Source organism: Amycolatopsis sp. lyj-108, assembly GCF_046549005.1.
In the GTDB taxonomy this organism is placed as follows: Bacteria; Actinomycetota; Actinomycetes; order Mycobacteriales; family Pseudonocardiaceae; genus Amycolatopsis.
Genome location: NZ_JAJPWQ010000008.1, coordinates 139,985 through 157,716 on the forward strand (window position 1 = coordinate 139,985; position 17,732 = coordinate 157,716).

19 protein-coding genes are annotated in these 17,732 nt (G+C 68.2%); 10 read left to right on the top strand and 9 right to left on the bottom strand.

Features of this window, described 5'->3' with window-relative positions; all coding sequences use genetic code 11:
* The first annotated feature begins 12 nt into the window (after positions 1 to 12).
* Together ACLJO0_RS27550 and ACLJO0_RS27555 are read left to right on the top strand one after the other, a co-directional pair.
* Positions 13 to 1,443: a UvrD-helicase domain-containing protein gene (locus tag ACLJO0_RS27550; RefSeq protein WP_410581439.1), complete on the top strand. Its 1,431-nt coding sequence runs from the start codon at positions 13 to 15 to the stop codon at positions 1,441 to 1,443.
* A complete protein-coding gene (locus ACLJO0_RS27555) occupies positions 1,440 to 2,126 on the top strand; it encodes a DarT ssDNA thymidine ADP-ribosyltransferase family protein (RefSeq protein ID WP_410581440.1) in 687 nt (228 codons plus the stop codon). The genes ACLJO0_RS27550 and ACLJO0_RS27555 overlap by 4 nt, the downstream gene beginning before the upstream one ends.
* Here the strand turns inward: ACLJO0_RS27555 and ACLJO0_RS27560 are convergent.
* Together ACLJO0_RS27560 and msrA are read right to left on the bottom strand one after the other, a co-directional pair.
* Complete coding sequence (locus ACLJO0_RS27560) at positions 2,076 to 2,567, bottom strand: molybdenum cofactor biosysynthesis protein (protein ID WP_410581441.1); 492 nt, start codon at positions 2,565 to 2,567, stop codon at positions 2,076 to 2,078. The genes ACLJO0_RS27555 and ACLJO0_RS27560 overlap by 51 nt on opposite strands.
* Entirely contained in the window at positions 2,546 to 3,040 is a 495-nt protein-coding gene (msrA, locus tag ACLJO0_RS27565) for a peptide-methionine (S)-S-oxide reductase MsrA (RefSeq protein WP_125782317.1), read from the bottom strand. The genes ACLJO0_RS27560 and msrA overlap by 22 nt, the downstream gene beginning before the upstream one ends.
* Before the next feature lie 108 nt (positions 3,041 to 3,148).
* On the opposite strand from msrA, the gene ACLJO0_RS27570 reads away from it, so the two are divergent.
* The 5 genes from ACLJO0_RS27570 (at position 3,149) to ACLJO0_RS27590 (ending at position 11,179) form a co-directional block, all read left to right on the top strand.
* Positions 3,149 to 3,475, top strand: a complete 327-nt coding sequence (locus tag ACLJO0_RS27570; protein WP_410581442.1) for a hypothetical protein — start codon at positions 3,149 to 3,151, stop codon at positions 3,473 to 3,475.
* A gap of 87 nt (positions 3,476 to 3,562) precedes the next feature.
* A complete protein-coding gene (locus tag ACLJO0_RS27575; protein WP_125782313.1) occupies positions 3,563 to 5,056 on the top strand; it encodes a TIGR02677 family protein in 1,494 nt (497 codons plus the stop codon).
* Entirely contained in the window at positions 5,053 to 6,273 is a 1,221-nt protein-coding gene (locus ACLJO0_RS27580) for a TIGR02678 family protein (protein WP_125791675.1), read from the top strand. The genes ACLJO0_RS27575 and ACLJO0_RS27580 overlap by 4 nt, the downstream gene beginning before the upstream one ends.
* Complete coding sequence (locus ACLJO0_RS27585) at positions 6,270 to 10,265, top strand: TIGR02680 family protein (RefSeq protein ID WP_410581444.1); 3,996 nt, start codon at positions 6,270 to 6,272, stop codon at positions 10,263 to 10,265. Before ACLJO0_RS27580 ends, ACLJO0_RS27585 begins: the two co-directional genes overlap by 4 nt.
* Before the next feature lie 212 nt (positions 10,266 to 10,477).
* A complete protein-coding gene (locus ACLJO0_RS27590; protein ID WP_410581445.1) occupies positions 10,478 to 11,179 on the top strand; it encodes a hypothetical protein in 702 nt (233 codons plus the stop codon).
* A 10-nt stretch (positions 11,180 to 11,189) separates the two neighbouring features.
* Here ACLJO0_RS27590 and ACLJO0_RS27595 read toward each other — a convergent pair whose 3' ends face one another.
* On the bottom strand, positions 11,190 to 11,351 hold the full coding sequence (locus tag ACLJO0_RS27595) for a hypothetical protein (RefSeq protein ID WP_410581447.1): 162 nt from the start codon (positions 11,349 to 11,351) through the stop codon (positions 11,190 to 11,192).
* 51 nt (positions 11,352 to 11,402) lie between these two features.
* Positions 11,403 to 11,897, bottom strand: coding sequence for a hypothetical protein (locus ACLJO0_RS27600; RefSeq protein WP_410581449.1), 495 nt, complete (start codon positions 11,895 to 11,897; stop codon positions 11,403 to 11,405).
* 77 nt (positions 11,898 to 11,974) lie between these two features.
* On the opposite strand from ACLJO0_RS27600, the gene ACLJO0_RS27605 reads away from it, so the two are divergent.
* On the top strand, positions 11,975 to 12,511 hold the full coding sequence (locus ACLJO0_RS27605) for a TetR/AcrR family transcriptional regulator (RefSeq protein WP_410581451.1): 537 nt from the start codon (positions 11,975 to 11,977) through the stop codon (positions 12,509 to 12,511).
* A 7-nt stretch (positions 12,512 to 12,518) separates the two neighbouring features.
* Here ACLJO0_RS27605 and ACLJO0_RS27610 read toward each other — a convergent pair whose 3' ends face one another.
* The 4 genes from ACLJO0_RS27610 to ACLJO0_RS27625 all read right to left on the bottom strand — a co-directional run bounded on the left by ACLJO0_RS27610 (position 12,519) and on the right by ACLJO0_RS27625 (position 15,545).
* Positions 12,519 to 13,286 carry an SDR family oxidoreductase gene (locus ACLJO0_RS27610; RefSeq protein ID WP_410581453.1) on the bottom strand — a complete coding sequence of 256 codons (768 nt, stop codon included), beginning with the start codon at positions 13,284 to 13,286 and terminating at the stop codon, positions 12,519 to 12,521.
* A 437-nt stretch (positions 13,287 to 13,723) separates the two neighbouring features.
* Positions 13,724 to 14,407, bottom strand: a complete 684-nt coding sequence (locus ACLJO0_RS27615; RefSeq protein WP_410581454.1) for an ABC transporter permease — start codon at positions 14,405 to 14,407, stop codon at positions 13,724 to 13,726.
* Entirely contained in the window at positions 14,404 to 15,216 is an 813-nt protein-coding gene (locus tag ACLJO0_RS27620; protein ID WP_410581456.1) for an ATP-binding cassette domain-containing protein, read from the bottom strand. The genes ACLJO0_RS27615 and ACLJO0_RS27620 overlap by 4 nt, the downstream gene beginning before the upstream one ends.
* Positions 15,213 to 15,545, bottom strand: coding sequence for a PadR family transcriptional regulator (locus tag ACLJO0_RS27625; RefSeq protein ID WP_125789302.1), 333 nt, complete (start codon positions 15,543 to 15,545; stop codon positions 15,213 to 15,215). Before ACLJO0_RS27625 ends, ACLJO0_RS27620 begins: the two co-directional genes overlap by 4 nt.
* A gap of 160 nt (positions 15,546 to 15,705) precedes the next feature.
* Between ACLJO0_RS27625 and ACLJO0_RS27630 the strand changes: the two genes are divergently transcribed.
* Both ACLJO0_RS27630 and ACLJO0_RS27635 read left to right on the top strand, forming a co-directional pair.
* The gene (locus tag ACLJO0_RS27630) at positions 15,706 to 16,074 is read left to right on the top strand and encodes a YciI family protein (protein ID WP_125789303.1); all 369 of its coding nucleotides are present in this window, start codon (positions 15,706 to 15,708) and stop codon (positions 16,072 to 16,074) included.
* Complete coding sequence (locus tag ACLJO0_RS27635) at positions 16,062 to 17,282, top strand: RNA polymerase sigma factor (protein ID WP_410581459.1); 1,221 nt, start codon at positions 16,062 to 16,064, stop codon at positions 17,280 to 17,282. Before ACLJO0_RS27630 ends, ACLJO0_RS27635 begins: the two co-directional genes overlap by 13 nt.
* Here the strand turns inward: ACLJO0_RS27635 and soxR are convergent.
* On the bottom strand, positions 17,272 to 17,718 hold the full coding sequence (soxR, locus tag ACLJO0_RS27640) for a redox-sensitive transcriptional activator SoxR (RefSeq protein WP_125791663.1): 447 nt from the start codon (positions 17,716 to 17,718) through the stop codon (positions 17,272 to 17,274). The two genes, ACLJO0_RS27635 and soxR, sit on opposite strands and share 11 nt — an antisense overlap.
* Positions 17,719 to 17,732: the final 14 nt, after the last annotated feature.

Consider the following 17,732-nt stretch of genomic DNA (forward strand, 5'->3'; position numbering starts at 1 on the left):
AATACTCCCCGAATGGGGAACAAGCTTCCTGAACCACAAGGGCAGCAGCGTGAGGTCGTCTACCTACGAGGCAAAGGACATTGCGTCGCACTGGGGGTAGCCGGTAGCGGAAAGACGGTCATGGCGGTTCGGCGAGCCCGTTACCTAGCGACAGTACCTAGCCTGGGGGGACCGACTTTGCTCATCACGTTCAACGGAGCCCTGGTCACTTACTTGAAGAGTCTGGTGGACGAAGGATCCGGCGTCACTGTCGAGCAGTATCATGTTTTCGCGCGTCGTGTCCTTCGTGAGTCTTTCGAGACAAACCCGCGGATCTGCGACTTCACCACCCGGGACAACTTGATAGCGCGAGCCTTGAAGGATGTACGACTTGGCACCACCGAACGCTCCGCCACCTTCAGGAAGCCTGTGCGGTTCTTCGCGGACGAGTTCGATTGGCTCAACGGCAACGGCGTCGGTGACTTCGCCGATTACTTGAGCGGCGAGCTCGAACGGGTCGGACGCGGATCGAACCTGCTCAAGGCAGATCGGCTGGTCGTTTACAAGGTCTACCGTCGGTATCAGGAACTCCTCGCCAACGAAGGCTTCGATCTTGACTGGTCGAGCCTGGCGAGTGAACTCTTGCGCGCTTTGAACAGCGAGGTGGCAGTGCACGGTTACCGGCATGTCGTGGTGGACGAGGGGCAGGACTTCACCCCCGAGATGATCCGGTCGCTTGCTGCGTTGATACCCGAAGACGGGTCTCTGACCTTCTTCGGCGACTATGCACAACAGATCTACGGCAGCCGGATGTCTTGGAAGTCTCTCGGGCTCAAGGTCACCGGCGGAAGGCTGGTGCGGTTCGATCGCAACTACCGCAACACGCGCCAGATCGCACAGCTTGCAAAGGCAATATCCGATTATCCGAGATTCGGCGACGGGATCGAACTGGTGAAGCCGACTGCACCTGTGCGCAGTGGCAAGGCCCCTCTCCTGACCGATGTCGACTCCGACATCCGGCTGATCGAAGTGGCGGCACGCTTCGCGACGAACCTGTGTATCGACCGGAGTACGAAGAAAAAAGACCAGCGCGTGGCAGTGCTCTCCAGAGATGGTGACCTCACCGAGCGCATCGCCAGGCTGGTAAACCGGCAGCGAACGCTCCGGCTCCACAAAGGCATGACGAAATGGGACCAGTCCCCCGGCGTCTACTACGGCCCGTACAGCGAGGCGAGGGGTCTGGAGTTCGACACCGTCGTACTCCCATTTCGAGCCGAGGACGAGATGCCGCCAGAAGGCAGCATCGAAGCCTTCGGCTTGGAGGAGGCCAAAGTGCGACAGGCCCGCGAGTTGTACGTGGCCGTGACCCGCGCGCGCACTGACGTTGTCCTCATCCATCACGGCCAGTTGACCAGTGTGCTTCCTGCAGCCGAGTCCGGCATCTACGAACTGATGAGCTCGTGAACGAGGTACTGAACGAAGTCAGACAGCGAGGGATCACCAGGTTGTGTCACTTCACCAGGGCGGCGAGCCTGGCGCACATCCTCGCGAGCGGAACCCTGCGAGACGTCGAGTACCTGCGAGATTCCGCCGATGGTTACCGCCCCACCGACGAACGCAGGCTGGACGGGCACCTCGGTCACATATCCTTCAGCCTCGAATACCCGAACGCCTGGTACTTCAAGGAAGCGCGCAAGCGAGACGAGCAGTTCCTCGAGTGGGTGATACTGACAGTGGATCCGATACTGCTCGGCACACCGGGCACCAGGTTCTGCCCGCACAACGCCGCAAGGCGTTCCGGCAGCGGTATCCAAGACGGCCTCGACGGATTCAAGGCGATGTTCGCCGAGCGTGTAGGTCAACGTCTGCGCGATCCCCACCACCCGTCGTGGTGGCCGACAGACGATCAAGCGGAAGTACTGATTCCAGGCCCTATCCCGATCACCGCTGTGCGGAGTGTGATCCTCCAGAGCGAAGAACAGGCGGTGTTGGAAAACTTCCGGCTTCGCGAACTCGGGTTGCAGGGGTACCCGCCGTTCGTCATCGCACCTGACCTCTTTGAGACGGACAAGCTGTCGTCGCAGCTCAGAAAGGGTTCAAGGCCGCTCGAACTCGCGCACGGAGATCTCTACCGGCCCGACGCGTAAGACGCCGTCGTCCAGCGGCACGCAGCGTTTCCCGCCGCGGCCCCGCAGCGCCCGAAACGTACCAACGGGATAGACGACGTCCATCCAAGCGCACGGGTTCGCAGGCCGGTGGACCTCGAAGCGCACCGGACCATCACCCGAGTCCAAAGCCACCACCGAACCCCGCGGCAAAGCGTCCACGTCGAACCCCGAGAGCACGATGTTCCGCCGGGCCAGCAGTGGGTCGCCGGGCACGGACGCCGAGAACAGCGTGACCGCGGCGGAACGATGCGCGGGGTGGTTGAAGTACCGGTCCCCCACCAGCCCCAGTCCCGCGCGCACCACGACGTGGTCGCGCGAGACCGGCAGCGGATCAGGGCGCGCCCCCAAGGAGGGACGGCCCTCGTACGCGTGCACGGAAGAGACGTGCAGCGCGACGATCAGCGTTCGCCCAGTTGCCATTCCGGCCGCACGTAGTGGCAGGTGTAGCCGTTCGGGATGCGCTCCAGGTAGTCCTGGTGTTCAGGCTCGGCTTCCCAGAAGTCACCGGCCTGGGTCACCTCGGTGACGACCTTGCCCGGCCATTTGCCGGAGGCGTCGACGTCGGCGATCGTCTGTTCGGCGACCTGCTTCTGGGTGTCGTCGGTGTAGTAGATCGCCGACCGGTAGCTGGTGCCGATGTCGTTGCCCTGGCGGTCGCGCGTCGTCGGGTCGTGGATCTGGAAGAAGAATTCCAGGATCTGGCGGTACGAAAGCTGCGCAGGGTCGAAGACGATCTCGATGCCTTCGGCGTGCGAGCCGTGGTTGCGGTAGGTCGCGTTCGGCACGTCGCCGCCGGTGTAGCCGACCCTGGTGGAGACGACCCCGGGGTGCCGGCGGAACAGGTCCTGCATGCCCCAGAAGCAGCCGCCCGCGAGAACAGCTTTTTCCGTCACGATTGATCTCCTCTGGTCGTTGACATCCAGTACAACGTGCCGGACCGCGCCTGTCATCCCCGTCCGGGTGTGACGGAACGCTTACGTCCGCCGTGCGTCTCACGCTAGGTGAAAACCCTGCTGGCGGTCCTCGCCCTCCTCCTGGCCGGTTGCGCGACGGCACCGGATACCCCGAAACCCGAGGACGCCTTCCGGTTCGGCGGGATCTCGATGCCCGCGAGCGGGAAGGTGCTGGAGACGAAGTACGACCGGGGCATCGACTCGAGGTACGAGGTCGTCCTCACCCTTCCGGCGGAGGACGTGCCCAAGCTGCTCGAAGCGTCGAACTTCGCTCCCGGAGTGATGAACGACGACCGGCTCGTGGACGGCCGCCGCGTGGTCCGCAAGGTCACCGTCCAAGGGACCACTGTGCGTCTGGAACTGTTCACGACCTGAGCACTCTGCGTGAAAAAGATGGGCCGTTCGGACTCGTCTGGGTGACCCCCTAACGTGTAGCTCCACGCACCATCCGCCGGAGGACGCATGGATCCGCTCCGTGTTCCGCCCGAGCTGTTCCGTTTCACCGACGGCAGCAGATCAGGGCTTCCACTGGCGATCCTGCACGCCTTCGGCGAGGCGAACGAGCGGCTCGTGACGGCGCTCGGCATCGACGACGTCCGCACGAGGCTGCGGGAAGTCGGCTGGCTGGAGACGCTCGACGACGAAGACCTGGTCAAGGCGTTGGACCAGCTGAGGAGTCAAGGCCACCTCGACGTCGTCCAGAACCACGCGGGCGACTACCGGACTGCGTCCGAGTACGAGCGCCGCAATCTCCAGTACTCGCTCACTCGGCAGGGCGAAGCGGCGTACGCGGGTGTGGTCCGCGCGAACGAGGTGCTCAACGCGACCGGCGCCCTCCAGACCGCGACGCTCGAAGCGCTGGGTGAGCGGCTCGGTGAGCTCGCGAAGCAGCTCGAAGACGGCACCGACAGGCGCGTGTTCAGCACGCTCGCCGAAGTCGAGAGCCACCTCGAGGCGTTCCGCGACAACACGAAACGCTTCAACGGCGACCTCCAGCGCCTGCTGCACGCCGAAGCCGACCTCGCGACGTTCCACGAGGTCAAGGCATCGACGGTCGCGTATCTGCAGGAGTTCCTGAACGACCTCGAGCATCACACCCACACCATCGCCACCCGCATCAAGGAGATCGACGACCACGGCGTCGAGCGGGTGCACCGGCGCGCGCTCAACGGCGCCGCCCTGCCGAGCCCGGACCAGCGCTGGCTGGAGCTCCGAAAGGCCCGCTGGGACGGGCTTCGCGCGTGGTTCCTGCCCGAAGACGGGGCGACGCCGCGGGTCGAGGAGCTCCACAAGGTCGCGCGGCGGGCGATCATCACGTTGCTCCAGGTGCTGGACCGGATCACCGAATCGCGGCGGCGCGCGAGCAGTGCGGTCGCCGATTTCCGTGAGCTGGCGCGGTGGTTCACCGTCGTCCCGGCGCAGGAGGACCTGCATCGCCTGTGGTCCACGATGTTCGGGCTCAGTTCCGCGCGGCACGCGCACCTCGCCCACGCGGATCCGGAAGTGGTCAGTACGACGGCGTCGTGGCTCGACGCGCCGCCGGTCGAGGTGTCGGAGCTGCTCCGGTCGGCCGGCCGCACCGAGAGGTTCACCCGGACCGGGCGCGTTCGCGACGTCACCGAGATCCGGGCTGCCCGGGTCCGGCAGGCGATCGCGGAACGTGCCGAACTCGAGTCGGCGTGGAGCATGCTCGACACCGGCGGGGTCGTGCGGCTTTCGGCGTTCGAGAAGCTCGACCACACCGTTTTCGAGCGGCTGCTGGACCTGCTGGGCCAGGCACTGGGCAGCAGCCCCGGCACGGACGGCACCCGGCGGAGCACGACGTCCGACGGCCAGATCGAGATCGTCCTGAGGCCGTCGCGAAACGGCGCTGTCGCGCGACTGACCACCACGAGCGGTGTCTTTCGCGGCCCCGACTACGAGATCGAGATCAGTACGGCCGGAGGCGGTGCGTGAGCCTCACGAACCAACTGGTGATCGCGGAGCGCGAGGAAGTCGCGCGCGGGATCCGGGCGCTGCTGGCCACCCCGCTGATCGGCGAACGCGGCTCCCCCGAGACCTTCGACCTCATCCGGCGCCGCCGCGAACCCATCCGGCAGTGGTTCGACTACTACTGCGGCTGGACGCTCACCGTCGAACCCCGGCTCGGCTACGCCCGGCTGGTCAAGATCCGCGCGGCCGCCGATCCCACCCGCCCGGCGCGACGGGTGCGTTCCGGGCGCGCGGCCTTCGACCGCCGTCGCTACGTCCTGTTGTGCGTGGTGGCGGCCGAACTGCTCACGGTGCCGGTGACCACGATCGGCCTGCTCGCCGGCCGGGTCGCGAAAGCGAGCGCCGCGGACGACCTCGTGACCACGTTCGACGTCGCCACCAGGGCGGAACGGCTCGCGTTCGTGGACGTCCTCAAACTGCTGGAGTCCTTCGGCGTCCTCGAAACCGCCGACGGCGACCCGGAGTCCTTTGTGGACGAAACCACCGCGAAGGTGCTGTTCCGGGTCGACGCGACCCTGTTGCTGCGGATGCTCGCCGCGCCGGTCGGGCCGTCGCAGCTGGCCGTGCCCGCCGACGATGTCGCGTCGCGGTTCGAGGAACTGCTGGAGGCGGTGTCGTACGAGCAGCGCTACGGCCTCTCGTCGGGCCGCCACGAGGACACGCCGAGCGCGTCGGACGTCCAGCGGAACCTGTGGCTGCGCCATACGGTCTTCCGCCGTCTCGTGGACGACCCGGTGCTGTACTTCGCCGAACTGACCGCGGAGGAGCGCGCGTACCTCGGTTCGCCGACCGGGCGCCAGTTGCTGCGGCGTGCCGCGGAGCAGGGCGGTTTCGTCCTCGAAGAACGCGCGGAGGGCGTGCTGCTCGTCGACGTCGACGGGCTGGCCACCGACGAGCGCTTCCCGGACGACGGCAGCAACGCCAAGGTCGCCGCGCTCCTGCTGCTCGACGCGCTCGACGAGCCGCGGACGACCGACTACCTGCGCAACGCCACCGCGAAACTGCTGAAACGGTTCCCGCGCTGGGCCAAGACCTACCGGGGCAAGGACGGCGTGCGACGGCTGACCGTCGACGCGCTCGCGGTGCTGACCGGCTTCGGCCTGATCCGCACCGAAGGCGAACTCGTCCGGCCACTCCCGGCCGCCGCGAGGTACACCGACCGAAACGAGGAGGCGCCGTGACCGTGACGAGGTGGATCCCGTCCCGTGCGGGCATCCTCAACATCTGGCGCTACTACGACGAGATCTTCGAGTTCCACGACGGGCGGCTGCTGCTGCGCGGCCCCAACGGGAGCGGGAAGTCGAAGGCGCTGGAACTGCTGCTGCCGTTCCTGTTCGACGCGAGCCTGCGCGCCAACCGGCTGTCGACCTTCGGCACCAGCGAACGCAGCATGCACTGGAACCTGATGGGCGAAGGCGCTTCCGGCGCCACGCGTGTCGGGTACGTGTGGCTCGAATTCGGCATGGCCGGGGACAAGTGGTTCACCTGCGGCGCGCGGCTTCAGGCGAGTACGCACACCAGCACGGTGCACGCCGACTTCTTCACCACCGGCCTGCGGGTGGGCGACGGCTTGCCGCTGGTCAACGAGGCAGGCCAGCCGCTGACCAAGAACGCGCTGGAGGAGGCCCTCGGCGAGCACGGGACGGTGCACGCCGGCGCGGCCGAATACCGCGCGGAGATCCGCGCGAAACTGTTCCCCACCTTGAGCGAACAGCGGTACGACGCGCTGATCACCGCGCTGCTCCAGCTGCGGATGCCCAAACTTTCGCAGCGGCTCGACCCGAGCCTGCTGTCCAACCTGCTCTCCCGCGCGCTTCCGCCGTTGGGGCAGCAGGAGATCGCGGAGCTCGCCGAGGGATTCGAGCGGCTCGACGCGCAGCGCGAACGGCTTGGCTCGCTGGAGACCGAGGTCGACGCGACCCGCGCGCTCGCCGCGCGGCAGAAGACCTACGCCCAGCGGGTGCTGCGCGCGGGCGCCGCGAACCTCATCGCCGCGACCACCGAACTCGACGAACTCGCCGCGGCCGCCCGTCGTTCGGCCGAGGAGTACGACGAGGTCGCCGCGAAGAAGGAAGCCGCCGAGGCACGGGCGGCGAAGCTCGAAAAGGACGTCGAAGAGATCGAAGCCCGCCTCGCCGGGCTGACCGAGTCCGACTCGTACCGAAAAGGCCAGGAACTCGACAAGCTGCGGCAGCGAACCCTGTCCACGCGCGAAAAGGCGGAAACGCTGCGCGCGGACGCGGATCGGCTCCGCGCCGAAGCGAACGCCGACGAGGAGCGGTCGCGGGCGGCGAAGCAGGTCGCGAAACGGCAGGCCGACCTCGTCCGCTCGATGGAGACCGAGGTCCGTGCCGCCGCGACCCGCGCGAATCTGGCCGGGGTGCACGACGAACTCGTCTCCGGACTGAAGGAATCGGAACCCGCCAGGCTCCGTCCGTTGCTGCAGGCCGCCGTCCGCGGCAAACGTGACCAGGTCGAGAGCGTCGGCCGGGCGATGGACACCCGCGATCGCGCCGTCGGCCGCCGTCACCAGGCGGAAGCGGATCTCGACCGGGCGAGGTCGGATTTCTCGGCCGCGCAGGAAAGGCTGGACCTCACGACGGCGACGCGGGAGCTCGCGCTGAGCGATCTGCGCACCCGGCTCGCCGAATGGGCGATCGGCTGCCGTGAGCTGCGGTTCCCCGACGTGGAAGCGCTCGTCGGGGACGCCGAGGCGGAAGTCTCGTTGCTGGGCAGGATCAGCGCGGTCGCCGAGACCGTGCTGGAGGACATCATCCGGCGGGAGGCGGCGACCGGCGCCGCGCTGGCCGCGGCGCGCGCCGAGCACGACGAACTCCTCGTCGAGGCCGGCGTGCTCGAAACGGAGGACGTCCTCGCGCCCGAGGCGCCGCGCACCCGCACGGCGGACCGGGCGGAGATGAGCGGCGCGCCGCTGTGGCGGCTGGTCGATTTCGCGGGCTCGGTCCCGGAAAGCACGCACGCGGGGATCGAGGCCGCACTCGAAGGCGCCGGGCTGCTGGACGCCTGGGTGAACTCCCACGGCGTCGTCGAAGGGCACGACGTCCTCGCGGAGACGGGGACGCTGCCGGTGGTGACCTCCGGCCGTTCACTCGCCGACATCCTCGTACCGGAACCCGACGCGGAACTCTCCCCGGCGAAGATCCGCCGGATCCTCGAAGTGGTCGCCTTCGACGACGTGCTTCCCACCGGTCCCGCCGCGATCGGCGCGGACGGCGCCTGGCGGATGGGCGGCCTGTCGGGCAGCTGGACGAAGGACGCCCCGGCGTACATCGGCGCCGCCGTCCGCCTGCGCGCCAGGGAACGCCGGATCGCCGGCCTGCGGGATGAGATCTCCCTGCGTGAGAAGACGATCGCCGAACTGGACGGCGAGCTGGCCGCGTTGCGCGGCAGGCGCGAGCTGATCAAGATCGAACGCGCCGCCCGCCCCGGCCACGATGATCTCCTTGCCGCGACCGGGGAATCGACCGCGGCCGAGGCGGAGCTGACCGCCGCCGACGCGGCCGTCCGGTACGGGGAGACGGCCGTCTCCGCGCTGGAGATCGAGGCCAAGACCGCCCTGCACGAGCTGACCGCGCAGGCTTCGGAGAGCGGGCTGCCGACCGAACGCGCGCCGCTGACCGCGCTCGCCACGGCCCTGCGCACCTATTCCGATCAGGGCGAGAACTGGTTGTACGAGCACGGAAACCTGATCACCGCGCAGCAGCGGGCCGAGCTGTGCGCCGAGCAGGCGGACCGGTCGGAGGCGAACGCCGCCCGGCGTGAGGACGAGGCTTCCGAAGCCGAGGCCGAACGCACCAAGCTCACCGCGATGCTCGACGCGATCGAGGGCAGCGTCGGCACCGGCCAGCGTGAGGTGCTCGCCGAAATCGACGGCCTGCGCACGAAACTGCGCGAACTCGCCGTCGAACTCCGCGCCGCGAACTCCGAAGCCAAGGAACTCGCGGTCCGCCTCGGCGCGCTCGGCGTCCGGCGCACGACCGACGCGGCCGCCCGCGAGGACGCCACCAAGAAGCAGGACGCCGCCGCGCTCCGGTTCCGGAAGCTCGCCACCGGCGTCTTCCCCGCGGACGGCGGGATCGAGGACCTGCCGAAGTTCCAGGCCACCCTGTCCGCCTCCGACGGCGTGCGGTCGGCACTCGACACGGCCCGGCTGGTGGCCGCGGCGTGGCCGTCCGTGCCGCATGCGCCGAGCAACCTCGGCGAGGCGCTGCACCGGCTGTCCGAGGCCGTGCACACCTGCCGGAACACGCTCAGCTCGCGGGCGGAACTCGATCTGGAGACCGACGAGGACGTCCAGATCTTCACCGCCGTCGTCGACGGGCTGCGGGTCGGCGCGGCGGAACTGCTGAAGATCCTTTACGCCGAAGCGGAGCAGAGCAGGCACGAGATCACCGACCGCGAAAGCGACCTGTTCGACAAGACGCTGACCGGTGACACCCGCCGTCATCTCGCGGCGCGTATCCGGCAGGCCAACGACCTCGTCGACGGTATGAACGCGCGGCTCGAACGCGTGCGGACCGCGTCCAGGGTCGCCGTCCGGCTGGTCTGGCAGGTCTCCCCCGATCTGCCGCCGGGTACCAAGACCGCGCGGGACCTGCTGCTGAAGGATCCGGATCAACTGACCGCCGAAGACCGCGTGTCACTGCACAAGTTCTTCCGCGAGCGCGTCGAACAGGCGAAGGCGGACGACACGGCGACGAGCTGGGAGCAGCAGCTCGCGCAGGTCTTCGACTACACGTCCTGGCACCGGTTCGTGGTCAAGGTCGACCGCGCGAACGGGGCGGGCTGGCAGCTGCTGACCAAAAAGCTGCACGGCGCGCTTTCCGGTGGGGAGAAGGCGATCGCGTTGCATCTGCCGCTGTTCGCCGCCGTCGCCGCGCACTACCAGGCCGCGCCCGAAGCGCCGAGGGTGATCCTGCTCGACGAGGTGTTCGTCGGTGTCGACACCACCAACCGGGGGCAGGTTTTCGGCCTGCTGTCCGCGCTGGACCTCGACCTGATGCTGACGTCGGACCACGAATGGTGCACTTACGCCGAACTCGGCGGCGTCGGCATCCACCAGCTCATCACCGGCGGTGACGGCGACGACGCGGTGACCACGGCGCGGTTCACCTGGAACGGGCACGACCTCCTGCCCGCCGGAGTGGGCTGACCGGTCAGGACGTCATCGCCAGCAGCGGCCACGCGAAAAGGGCTCCGACCGCCCCCGCCGCCGGGAAGGTGAGGAACCAGGCGCCGAGGATGTTGCCCGCGGTTCCCCAGCGCACGGCGGAGAACCCCGGATCGGCTCAACCCGTGGTCCGATAACGGAGTCCAGCCCACGGTCCGATCCGGAAAGCGCCGTCTCCCAGCAGGCTGACCGATATGAACCACACCTTCCCCGGACGCCGTGTCGCCGCGTTCTCGATGGTCCTCGGCCCGGTCTTGCTGCTCACCGGAACGCTGCTGCGGTCACCCTTCGACTTCTTCTTCCCGGAGCAGCTCCGTGCGATGAGTGAGCATCCCGCCCTGCTGATGGCCGCGTACACGTGTTTCCTGGCGGGCAACGTCGTGCTGTTCCCCGCGATCATCGCGCTCGCCACGGAAATCGGCCGCACCAGGCGGGCACTGGCCGCCTGGGGTGGTTTGTCCGTCCTCATCGGACTCTTCGAACGGACCTTCCACGCCGGGATCGACCAAGCCGCGCTGGGACTGGCCGGACGACGCGGCCCCGGCTTCGCCGAGAGCGTCGTCAGCGAGTCTTACCAGGACCTGCATCTGTTCAGTTTCCTGTCGTTCACGATCATGTTCGGCTGGTACGTCCTCGCCTTCGCCGCGTACCGCGCGAAGGTGCTCGGCGTCGTCGCCTCGATCGGGCTGGCGACGATGGGACTTCTGCCTTTGGGCGTGTTGAAGGGAACCGAATTCGTTTCGATCGTCGGAACCGCCGGACTTTGTGTCGCGTTGGTTCCGGCCGGTATCCGCGCCTTACTGGAAAGTCCCCGACCGAGCCGCAAGACGATGTTGCTCACGGCGGTGGCGATTCCGGCATTGGGCGCGCTCGCTTTCGTGAGCACGCTGGGCTGAGGATTTCTCCTCAGACCAGCCAGACGGGCGTTTTCTCTTTTCTGTCACCGGATTCGTGATCGCGCCCCGCCGGGAGACAGCTCATCAGCAGTACGACACCGAGTGCCCCGAGAAGCATGTGCCCGGCGAGGATGCACAGCCCACAGAATCCGATCCACAATGAGATCTTCATTCTGGGATGGTAGGGCCCAATTCCGGGGCACGACCCGGACTTGGGAAAGACTTAAGGTCTCCTTTGGGCAAAGGGTCTGTTCGGCGTACGCGCGTAATACACCACCAGTGACCCGGTCGCGGCCAGGAAGACCACCTGCATCAGGCTCCGCGGCACCAGTTCGTCCATCACCGACGTCACCGGCCCGTGCAGTGCCTTGTACACGTTCGCCGGAAACATCCCCAGCAGCAGGAGGGTCAGCCCGGCGGCGGCCAACGGCGCCGTCCGCGACCACAGCACTCCCGCGGCGCCCGCGAGTTCGAGCACACCGGTCACGGCGACCAGCAGCCCGGGCGCGGGCAACGCGGGCGGCACCATCGCGACGAGTTCCTCGCGCATGCCGATGAAATGCGCGAGGCCGGTGGTGACGAACAGTGCCGCGACGCCGCCGCGCACGGCCACCGGCCAGGGCTTCAGCCGCCGGACACCGGCGGCGCCCAGCAGGGACAACGTCGCCGTGACGGCGATCAGCATCAGTACGGGTACGAGACCGGGATCCATGAGCATGCCCTCCGAGCAGTGAAACTTTCCACTGACAAGATGCGCCGTTGCGGGCCATCTTGTCAATGACTAGATTCACGGGCATGAGTCCCTACCACCACGGCGACCTCCGCCGGGCCGTCCTCGACGCCGCCGTCGCGGCCATCACCGAACACGGCCCGGCCGGGATCAGCCTCCGCGACCTCGCCCGGCGCGCGGGGGTCTCCCACGCCGGGCCGGTCCACCATTTCGGCGACAAGGCCGGGGTGCTCACCGCACTGGCCGCCGAGGGATTCGACCTGCTCGCCGACGCGCTCGCGGCCGAGGGCGAGCGGGACTTCGTCGAGGTCGGCGTCGCTTACGTGCGCTTCGCGATCGAGCATCGCGCGCATTTCGAGGTGATGTTCCGCCCCGAACTCCACCGCGAGGACGACGAGGCTCTGGCCGCCGCCCGTGACCGCGCGGGGCTTCTGCTGACCAGCGGCGCGTCGTCGGTCAGCGACGACGCGATGGCCGGGGTCGCCGCGTGGTCGCTGATGCATGGGTTCGCGAACCTGTGGCTCACCGGCGCGCTGCGCACCGAGCACCTGGAGGATCCGGACACCGCGGCCCGCGCGATCGCCCGGATCCTGTTCCCCTGAACCCGGCTCAGACCTGCGCGGTCGGCATCACGGTGACCTGCTGGAGGTTCACCCGCGCCGGGAGCGACGTCAGGAACGCCACGGTCTCGGCGATGTCGTCCGGCTTCAGCCAGGTCAGCGACTCGCGCGCGCCGTCCAGCCACTCCAGCGCGCCGGCGTCGGTGACATGTCCCTGAAGTTCGGTTTCGACCAGGCCGGGCTCGATCGCCGCCACCCGCACGCTCTTCGGGCCGAGGTCGGCGCGAAGGTTCTTCGACAAGTGCGTCACGTACGCCTTCGAGGCGACGTACACGGCGAAGGACGGGAAGACGGCCTGCGCACCGATGGATGAGGTGTTCACCAGGTCCGCGACACCTTTTTCGGCCGCCGAAGCGACCAGATGCGGGACGAACGCGCCGATCGCGTTCATCAGGCCTGTCATGTTGACGTCGATCATGCGCTGCCAGTCGCCGGTCGCGAGTTCGTCGATCGGCGCGGCCAGCATCACGCCCGCGTTGTTGAACAGCAGGTCCGCGCGGCCGAGTTTCGCCTCGATCCTGACCGCCGCGGCCCGCATCGCCTCGGCGTCGGCGACGTCGGCCGCGAGCACGAGCGCGGTACCGCCGTCGCGCTCGATCTCCTTGGCCAGCGTCTCCAGCCGGTCCGCCCGCCGGGCGATCAGCGCGACCGCCGCACCCGATGCGGCGAGCCGCCGTGCGGTCGCCTCGCCGATCCCACTGGACGCGCCGGTGATCACGGCGACCCTGTTCGCGTGCCGTGCCGGGGAGTTCGTCATCTCTGTGTCTCCTAAGTGGACTCGTTCTCGCGTTCTGAGTCCAGGAAACCGGGTGCCGCCCGGCGCCGACACGGTCTGGTCAACCTGGGTCCGGCAGTACCAGGCAGGACGATCCGCCAGTGTCCCGAGCCGGAAGTTCGTGTGGTGGTTCGGCGTGATGCGCGGGGATTCGCTCGCGAGCCGTGGGGCGACCGTGCCGCGAAAGCCACTTTCGCGACGCCTGGGGTCGCGAAAGTGGCTTTCGCGACACATCCCGACCACGGGTCTCAGCAACAGCACCGGCATAGCGAAAGACCCCTCCTCGCTACCGCACCCTGCACCCGACGTTGCGAAAGCCACTTTCGCAACGTTCAACGTTGCGAAAGTGGCTCTCGCAACCTCCCAACTTTGACTTACCCCCAATAACGGATTACGGCGCGAACTTTCGTTGCAGGACGCTAAACGAACTTGAGGTGCGAACGACGCCGCAACCGGAACCCCGACGCGACGGCGACCGCGCCGAGCAGGAGCACGAACGAGACCGCGCCGTGCGCGACACCCCGCGTCAGGTAACCGATGTCCGTGTGGTCGATGGCGTAGGTGCCGATCTCCCGGCTGGACCAGAACGGCAGCAGTCGCGCGATCAGGCTCGACGGGTCGGCCATCATCTGCAACCCGACGACCATCAGCAGGACCAGCGTCCCTTCGAGTTCCCGCGGCAGAACCGAACTGAGCGCGAGCCCGAACGGCGCCGACACGGCGACCGTCAGCGCCATGATCAGCGCGACCGGGCCGTACCGGACGTCGTGCTGATCGACGAGGACCAGCACGAAGTACGGCATGGACAAAAGGAAACCGACCGTCCACAGTGCACTCAAGCGGCCGACGTACAGGTGATGCGGGCGGTAACCCGAAAGTCTCAGCCGAGGTTCCATGGCACGGCTCGCGCTGCCGGCGAACAGCGCGGCGGTGCTCAGCGCCCAGCCGAGACCGAGGCAGACGAACCGGATGGACTGGCCGAGGTGATCTCCGCGCCTGCTCAGGTAGAACAGCAGGGGCAGCAGCACCAGGATCAGCAGGACCGACCGGCGCCGCAGCAGTTCGCGCAGCGCCATCTCCGCGACCGTCAGGATCTTCTTCACGCGACGGCCTTCCTTGCCGGGGAGAGTTCGAGGACGGTGTCGACCCGGTCCAGCTGGTTCAGCAGATGGGTGACCACCACGATCGCCTTGCCCGCCTCCCGCCATTGCCAGACCTGCTGCCAGAAGTCGAGGTAGGCGCCCTTGTCGAAACCCTGGTAGGGCTCGTCGAGCAGGAGCACGTCCGGTTCACCGAGCCCGGCGAGCACGAGATTCAGCTTCTGCCGGGTCCCGCCGGAAAGGTGCCGGGCCTGACCGCCCCGCGCGGGCGTCCAGTCCAGCGCCGCGGCACGGGCCGCGCCGACCCGGGCCGACTCCTCGCGGGCCATCCCGCGGCCGGCGCCGATCAGGACGAAATGCTCTCCCGCGTCGAGGAAGTCCGCCGTGCCACCGTCCTGCGGGCAATAGCCGAGCGAACCGCGCACGCGGACCTCGCCCTTGTCCGCGCCGGTGAGCCCGGCGCAGATGCTCAGGAAGGTGCTCTTGCCACAACCGTTCGCCCCGATCACCGCGGCGATCTCCCCCGACCGCACCACGAGGCCGACGTCGTCCAGCACCGTCCGGCGGCCGTATTTCTTCGTGATGCCACGAGCCTCCAGCAGCACCTCGCCGGGACGGCGCCTCGGCCGTCCCACGCTTTCGGCCACGGCCGAGGCGTAGGCGGCGGGCGGTCCGAAGGCCCGGATCGGGTCTCCGCCGCTTTCCCGCAGGTGGACCGCTGCCTCCGCGACCACCTGCCGTGCCGCGTCCTCGCCGACGCCGCGACGACGCAGCTCGTGCGTCAGCGCGGAAAACCATCCGTCGTGGTTCATCTTCCCTCCCGCAAGATCGAGGCCACCCCGGCGGAGAACTCCTGCCAGTCGGCGGTGGCGTGCCGCAGTGTTTCCCGGCCTTCCGCGGTGATCCGGTAGTACTTGCGCGCGGGCCCGGCCGTCCCGTCCCGCCAGCTCGCGGTGACCAGGCCGAACCGTTGCAGCCGCAGCAGCACCGGGTAGAGCGTGCCGCCCTGGATGGGGCCCAGCCCGGCGGCGTCGAGCGCTTGGGCCAGCTCGTAGCCGTAGGACTCCCGCTCCGCGACCAGCGCCAGCACGCAGGGCGCCAGCACTCCCCGCAACCACTGGCCTCGCCGGTCCTGATCCACGGCGAGCAATGTAGCAGTACTACCTAGATAGCACTACAAGTTAGTTTGACCTGCGCCGATGTGCGCGAAAAGAAAAAACGCGGAAAAATCGCCGTCACTGTCGAATCGGCGGAACGCCCTTCGTATAGGGAGTGACAACCGCACGATTGAGGAGGACGCCATGACCCAGTACCTGATAAGCCTGTACCACCCCGACGGCCCCATCCCGCCGCCGGAGGTGCTCGAACCGGTGATGCGCAAGATCCAGGCGCTCAACGACGAGATGAAGACCGCGGGTGTCTGGGTGTTCGCCGCCGGACTCCACCCGCCGACCACCGCGACCGTGCTCCGGGCCAAGGAGAACGGCGAGATCGCGATGACGGACGGCCCGTACGTCGAAGGGAAGGAGCACCTCGGCGGTTTCACCATCGTCGAAGTACCGGATCTGGACGCCGCGCTCGACTGGGGCCGCCGGGTCGCCGAGATCACCTACCTGCCGGTCGAGGTCCGGCCGTTCCAGGGCGTGGAAGATCCTTCGTGCGTCCCCTGACCACCGAAGACATCGGCCGTGTCTTCACCGAGGAGTACGGCCGCGCGGTGTCCGTGCTGGTCCGGGTCTTCGGCAACATCGACATCGCCGAAGACGCGGTCCAGGACGCCTTCGCCGCGGCGGTGGACCGGTGGCCGTCCACCGGTCCACCGCCGAGCCCGGCGGGCTGGATCATCACGACCGCCCGCAACAAGGCCGTCGACCGCCTGCGGCGGGACGCGGCACGCGACGACAAGCACGCGCAGGCCGCGCTGCTCAACGCCGACAACGAACCAGCGGAGGAGGGCCCGGTGCGTGACGATCGCTTACGGCTGATCTTCACCTGTTGCCACCCCGCGCTGGCCGTTCCCTCGCAGGTCGCGCTGACGCTGAAGCTGCTGGGCGGTTTGACCACCGGCGAGATCGCGCACGCGTTCTTCGTTCCCGAAGCGACGATGGCGCAGCGGCTCGTCCGGGCGAAGGGCAAGATCCGCGACGCGAAGATCCCGTATCGCGTCCCGGGCGACGCCGACCTGCCGGATCGGCTGCGTTCGGTGCTCGCCGTGATCTACCTCGTGTTCAACGAGGGTTACGCGGCCACTTCGGGCGAGCGGCTGGTGCGGGAGGACCTGTGCGCCGAGGCGATCCAGCTCGGCAGGCTGCTGACCGGCCTCATGCCGGACGAACCGGAGGCGACCGGGCTGCTGGCGCTGATGCTGCTGACCGAATCCCGCCGCGCGGCCCGCACCGGCGCGGACGGCGACGTCGTACTGCTGGCTGAACAGGACCGGTCGCGCTGGGACCGGGAGCTGATCGCCGAAGGGCAGGCGCTGGTCCGCGCGTGCCTGCGGCGGAACCAGCCGGGGCCGTACCAGATCCAGGCGGCCATCAACGCCGTCCACAGCGACGCCGCCGACACGGCGAGCACGGACTGGTCGCAGATCGTCCAGCTGTACGACCTGCTGCTGGAGCTGAACCCGACCCCGATCGTCGCGCTCAACCGGGCCGTCGCGGTGGCGGAAGTCGACGGCCCGGCGGCGGCGCTCGCCGCGATCGACGGACTCGATCTGGAGGAATACCACCTCTACCACGCCATCCGCGCCGATCTGCTGCATCGCGCCGGCCGCGAGACGGAATCGGCGCGGGAGTACGAAGCGGCCATCCGAAGAGCCGGGAACAGCGCCGAAAGACGGCTGCTGGAGCGGAAGATGGCCCTGGTCAGTCGTTGATCAGCCGCGCCGGGCCCGGCCCCTTGGCGGCGAGGACGTCACCGGGGTTCACCAGGACGCACTGCTCGAAGGACAGGCAGCCGCAACCGATGCATTCGGTGAACCGGTCGCGCATGCACTCCAGCTGCTCGATGCGCTTGTTGAGTTCGGCGCTCCAGCATTCCGAGGCGCGCTGCCAGAAGGCCTGGTCCGGCGCGGCACCCTCCGGCAGGAACGCGAGCACGTCGCCGATCACCTCCAGCGGGATGCCGAGGTGATGCGACGCGCGGATGAACGCGACCACGCGGAGCATGGTGCGGGGATAGCGGCGCTGGTTCCCACTGGTCCGCCTGCTGCCGATGAGGCCTTGGCGCTCGTAGAACCGCAGGGCGGAGGTGGCGACACCACTGCGCCGGGACAGTTCCCCGATGGTGAGTTCGGACGGCAGTTCGGCCATGTCCGCCATCCTAG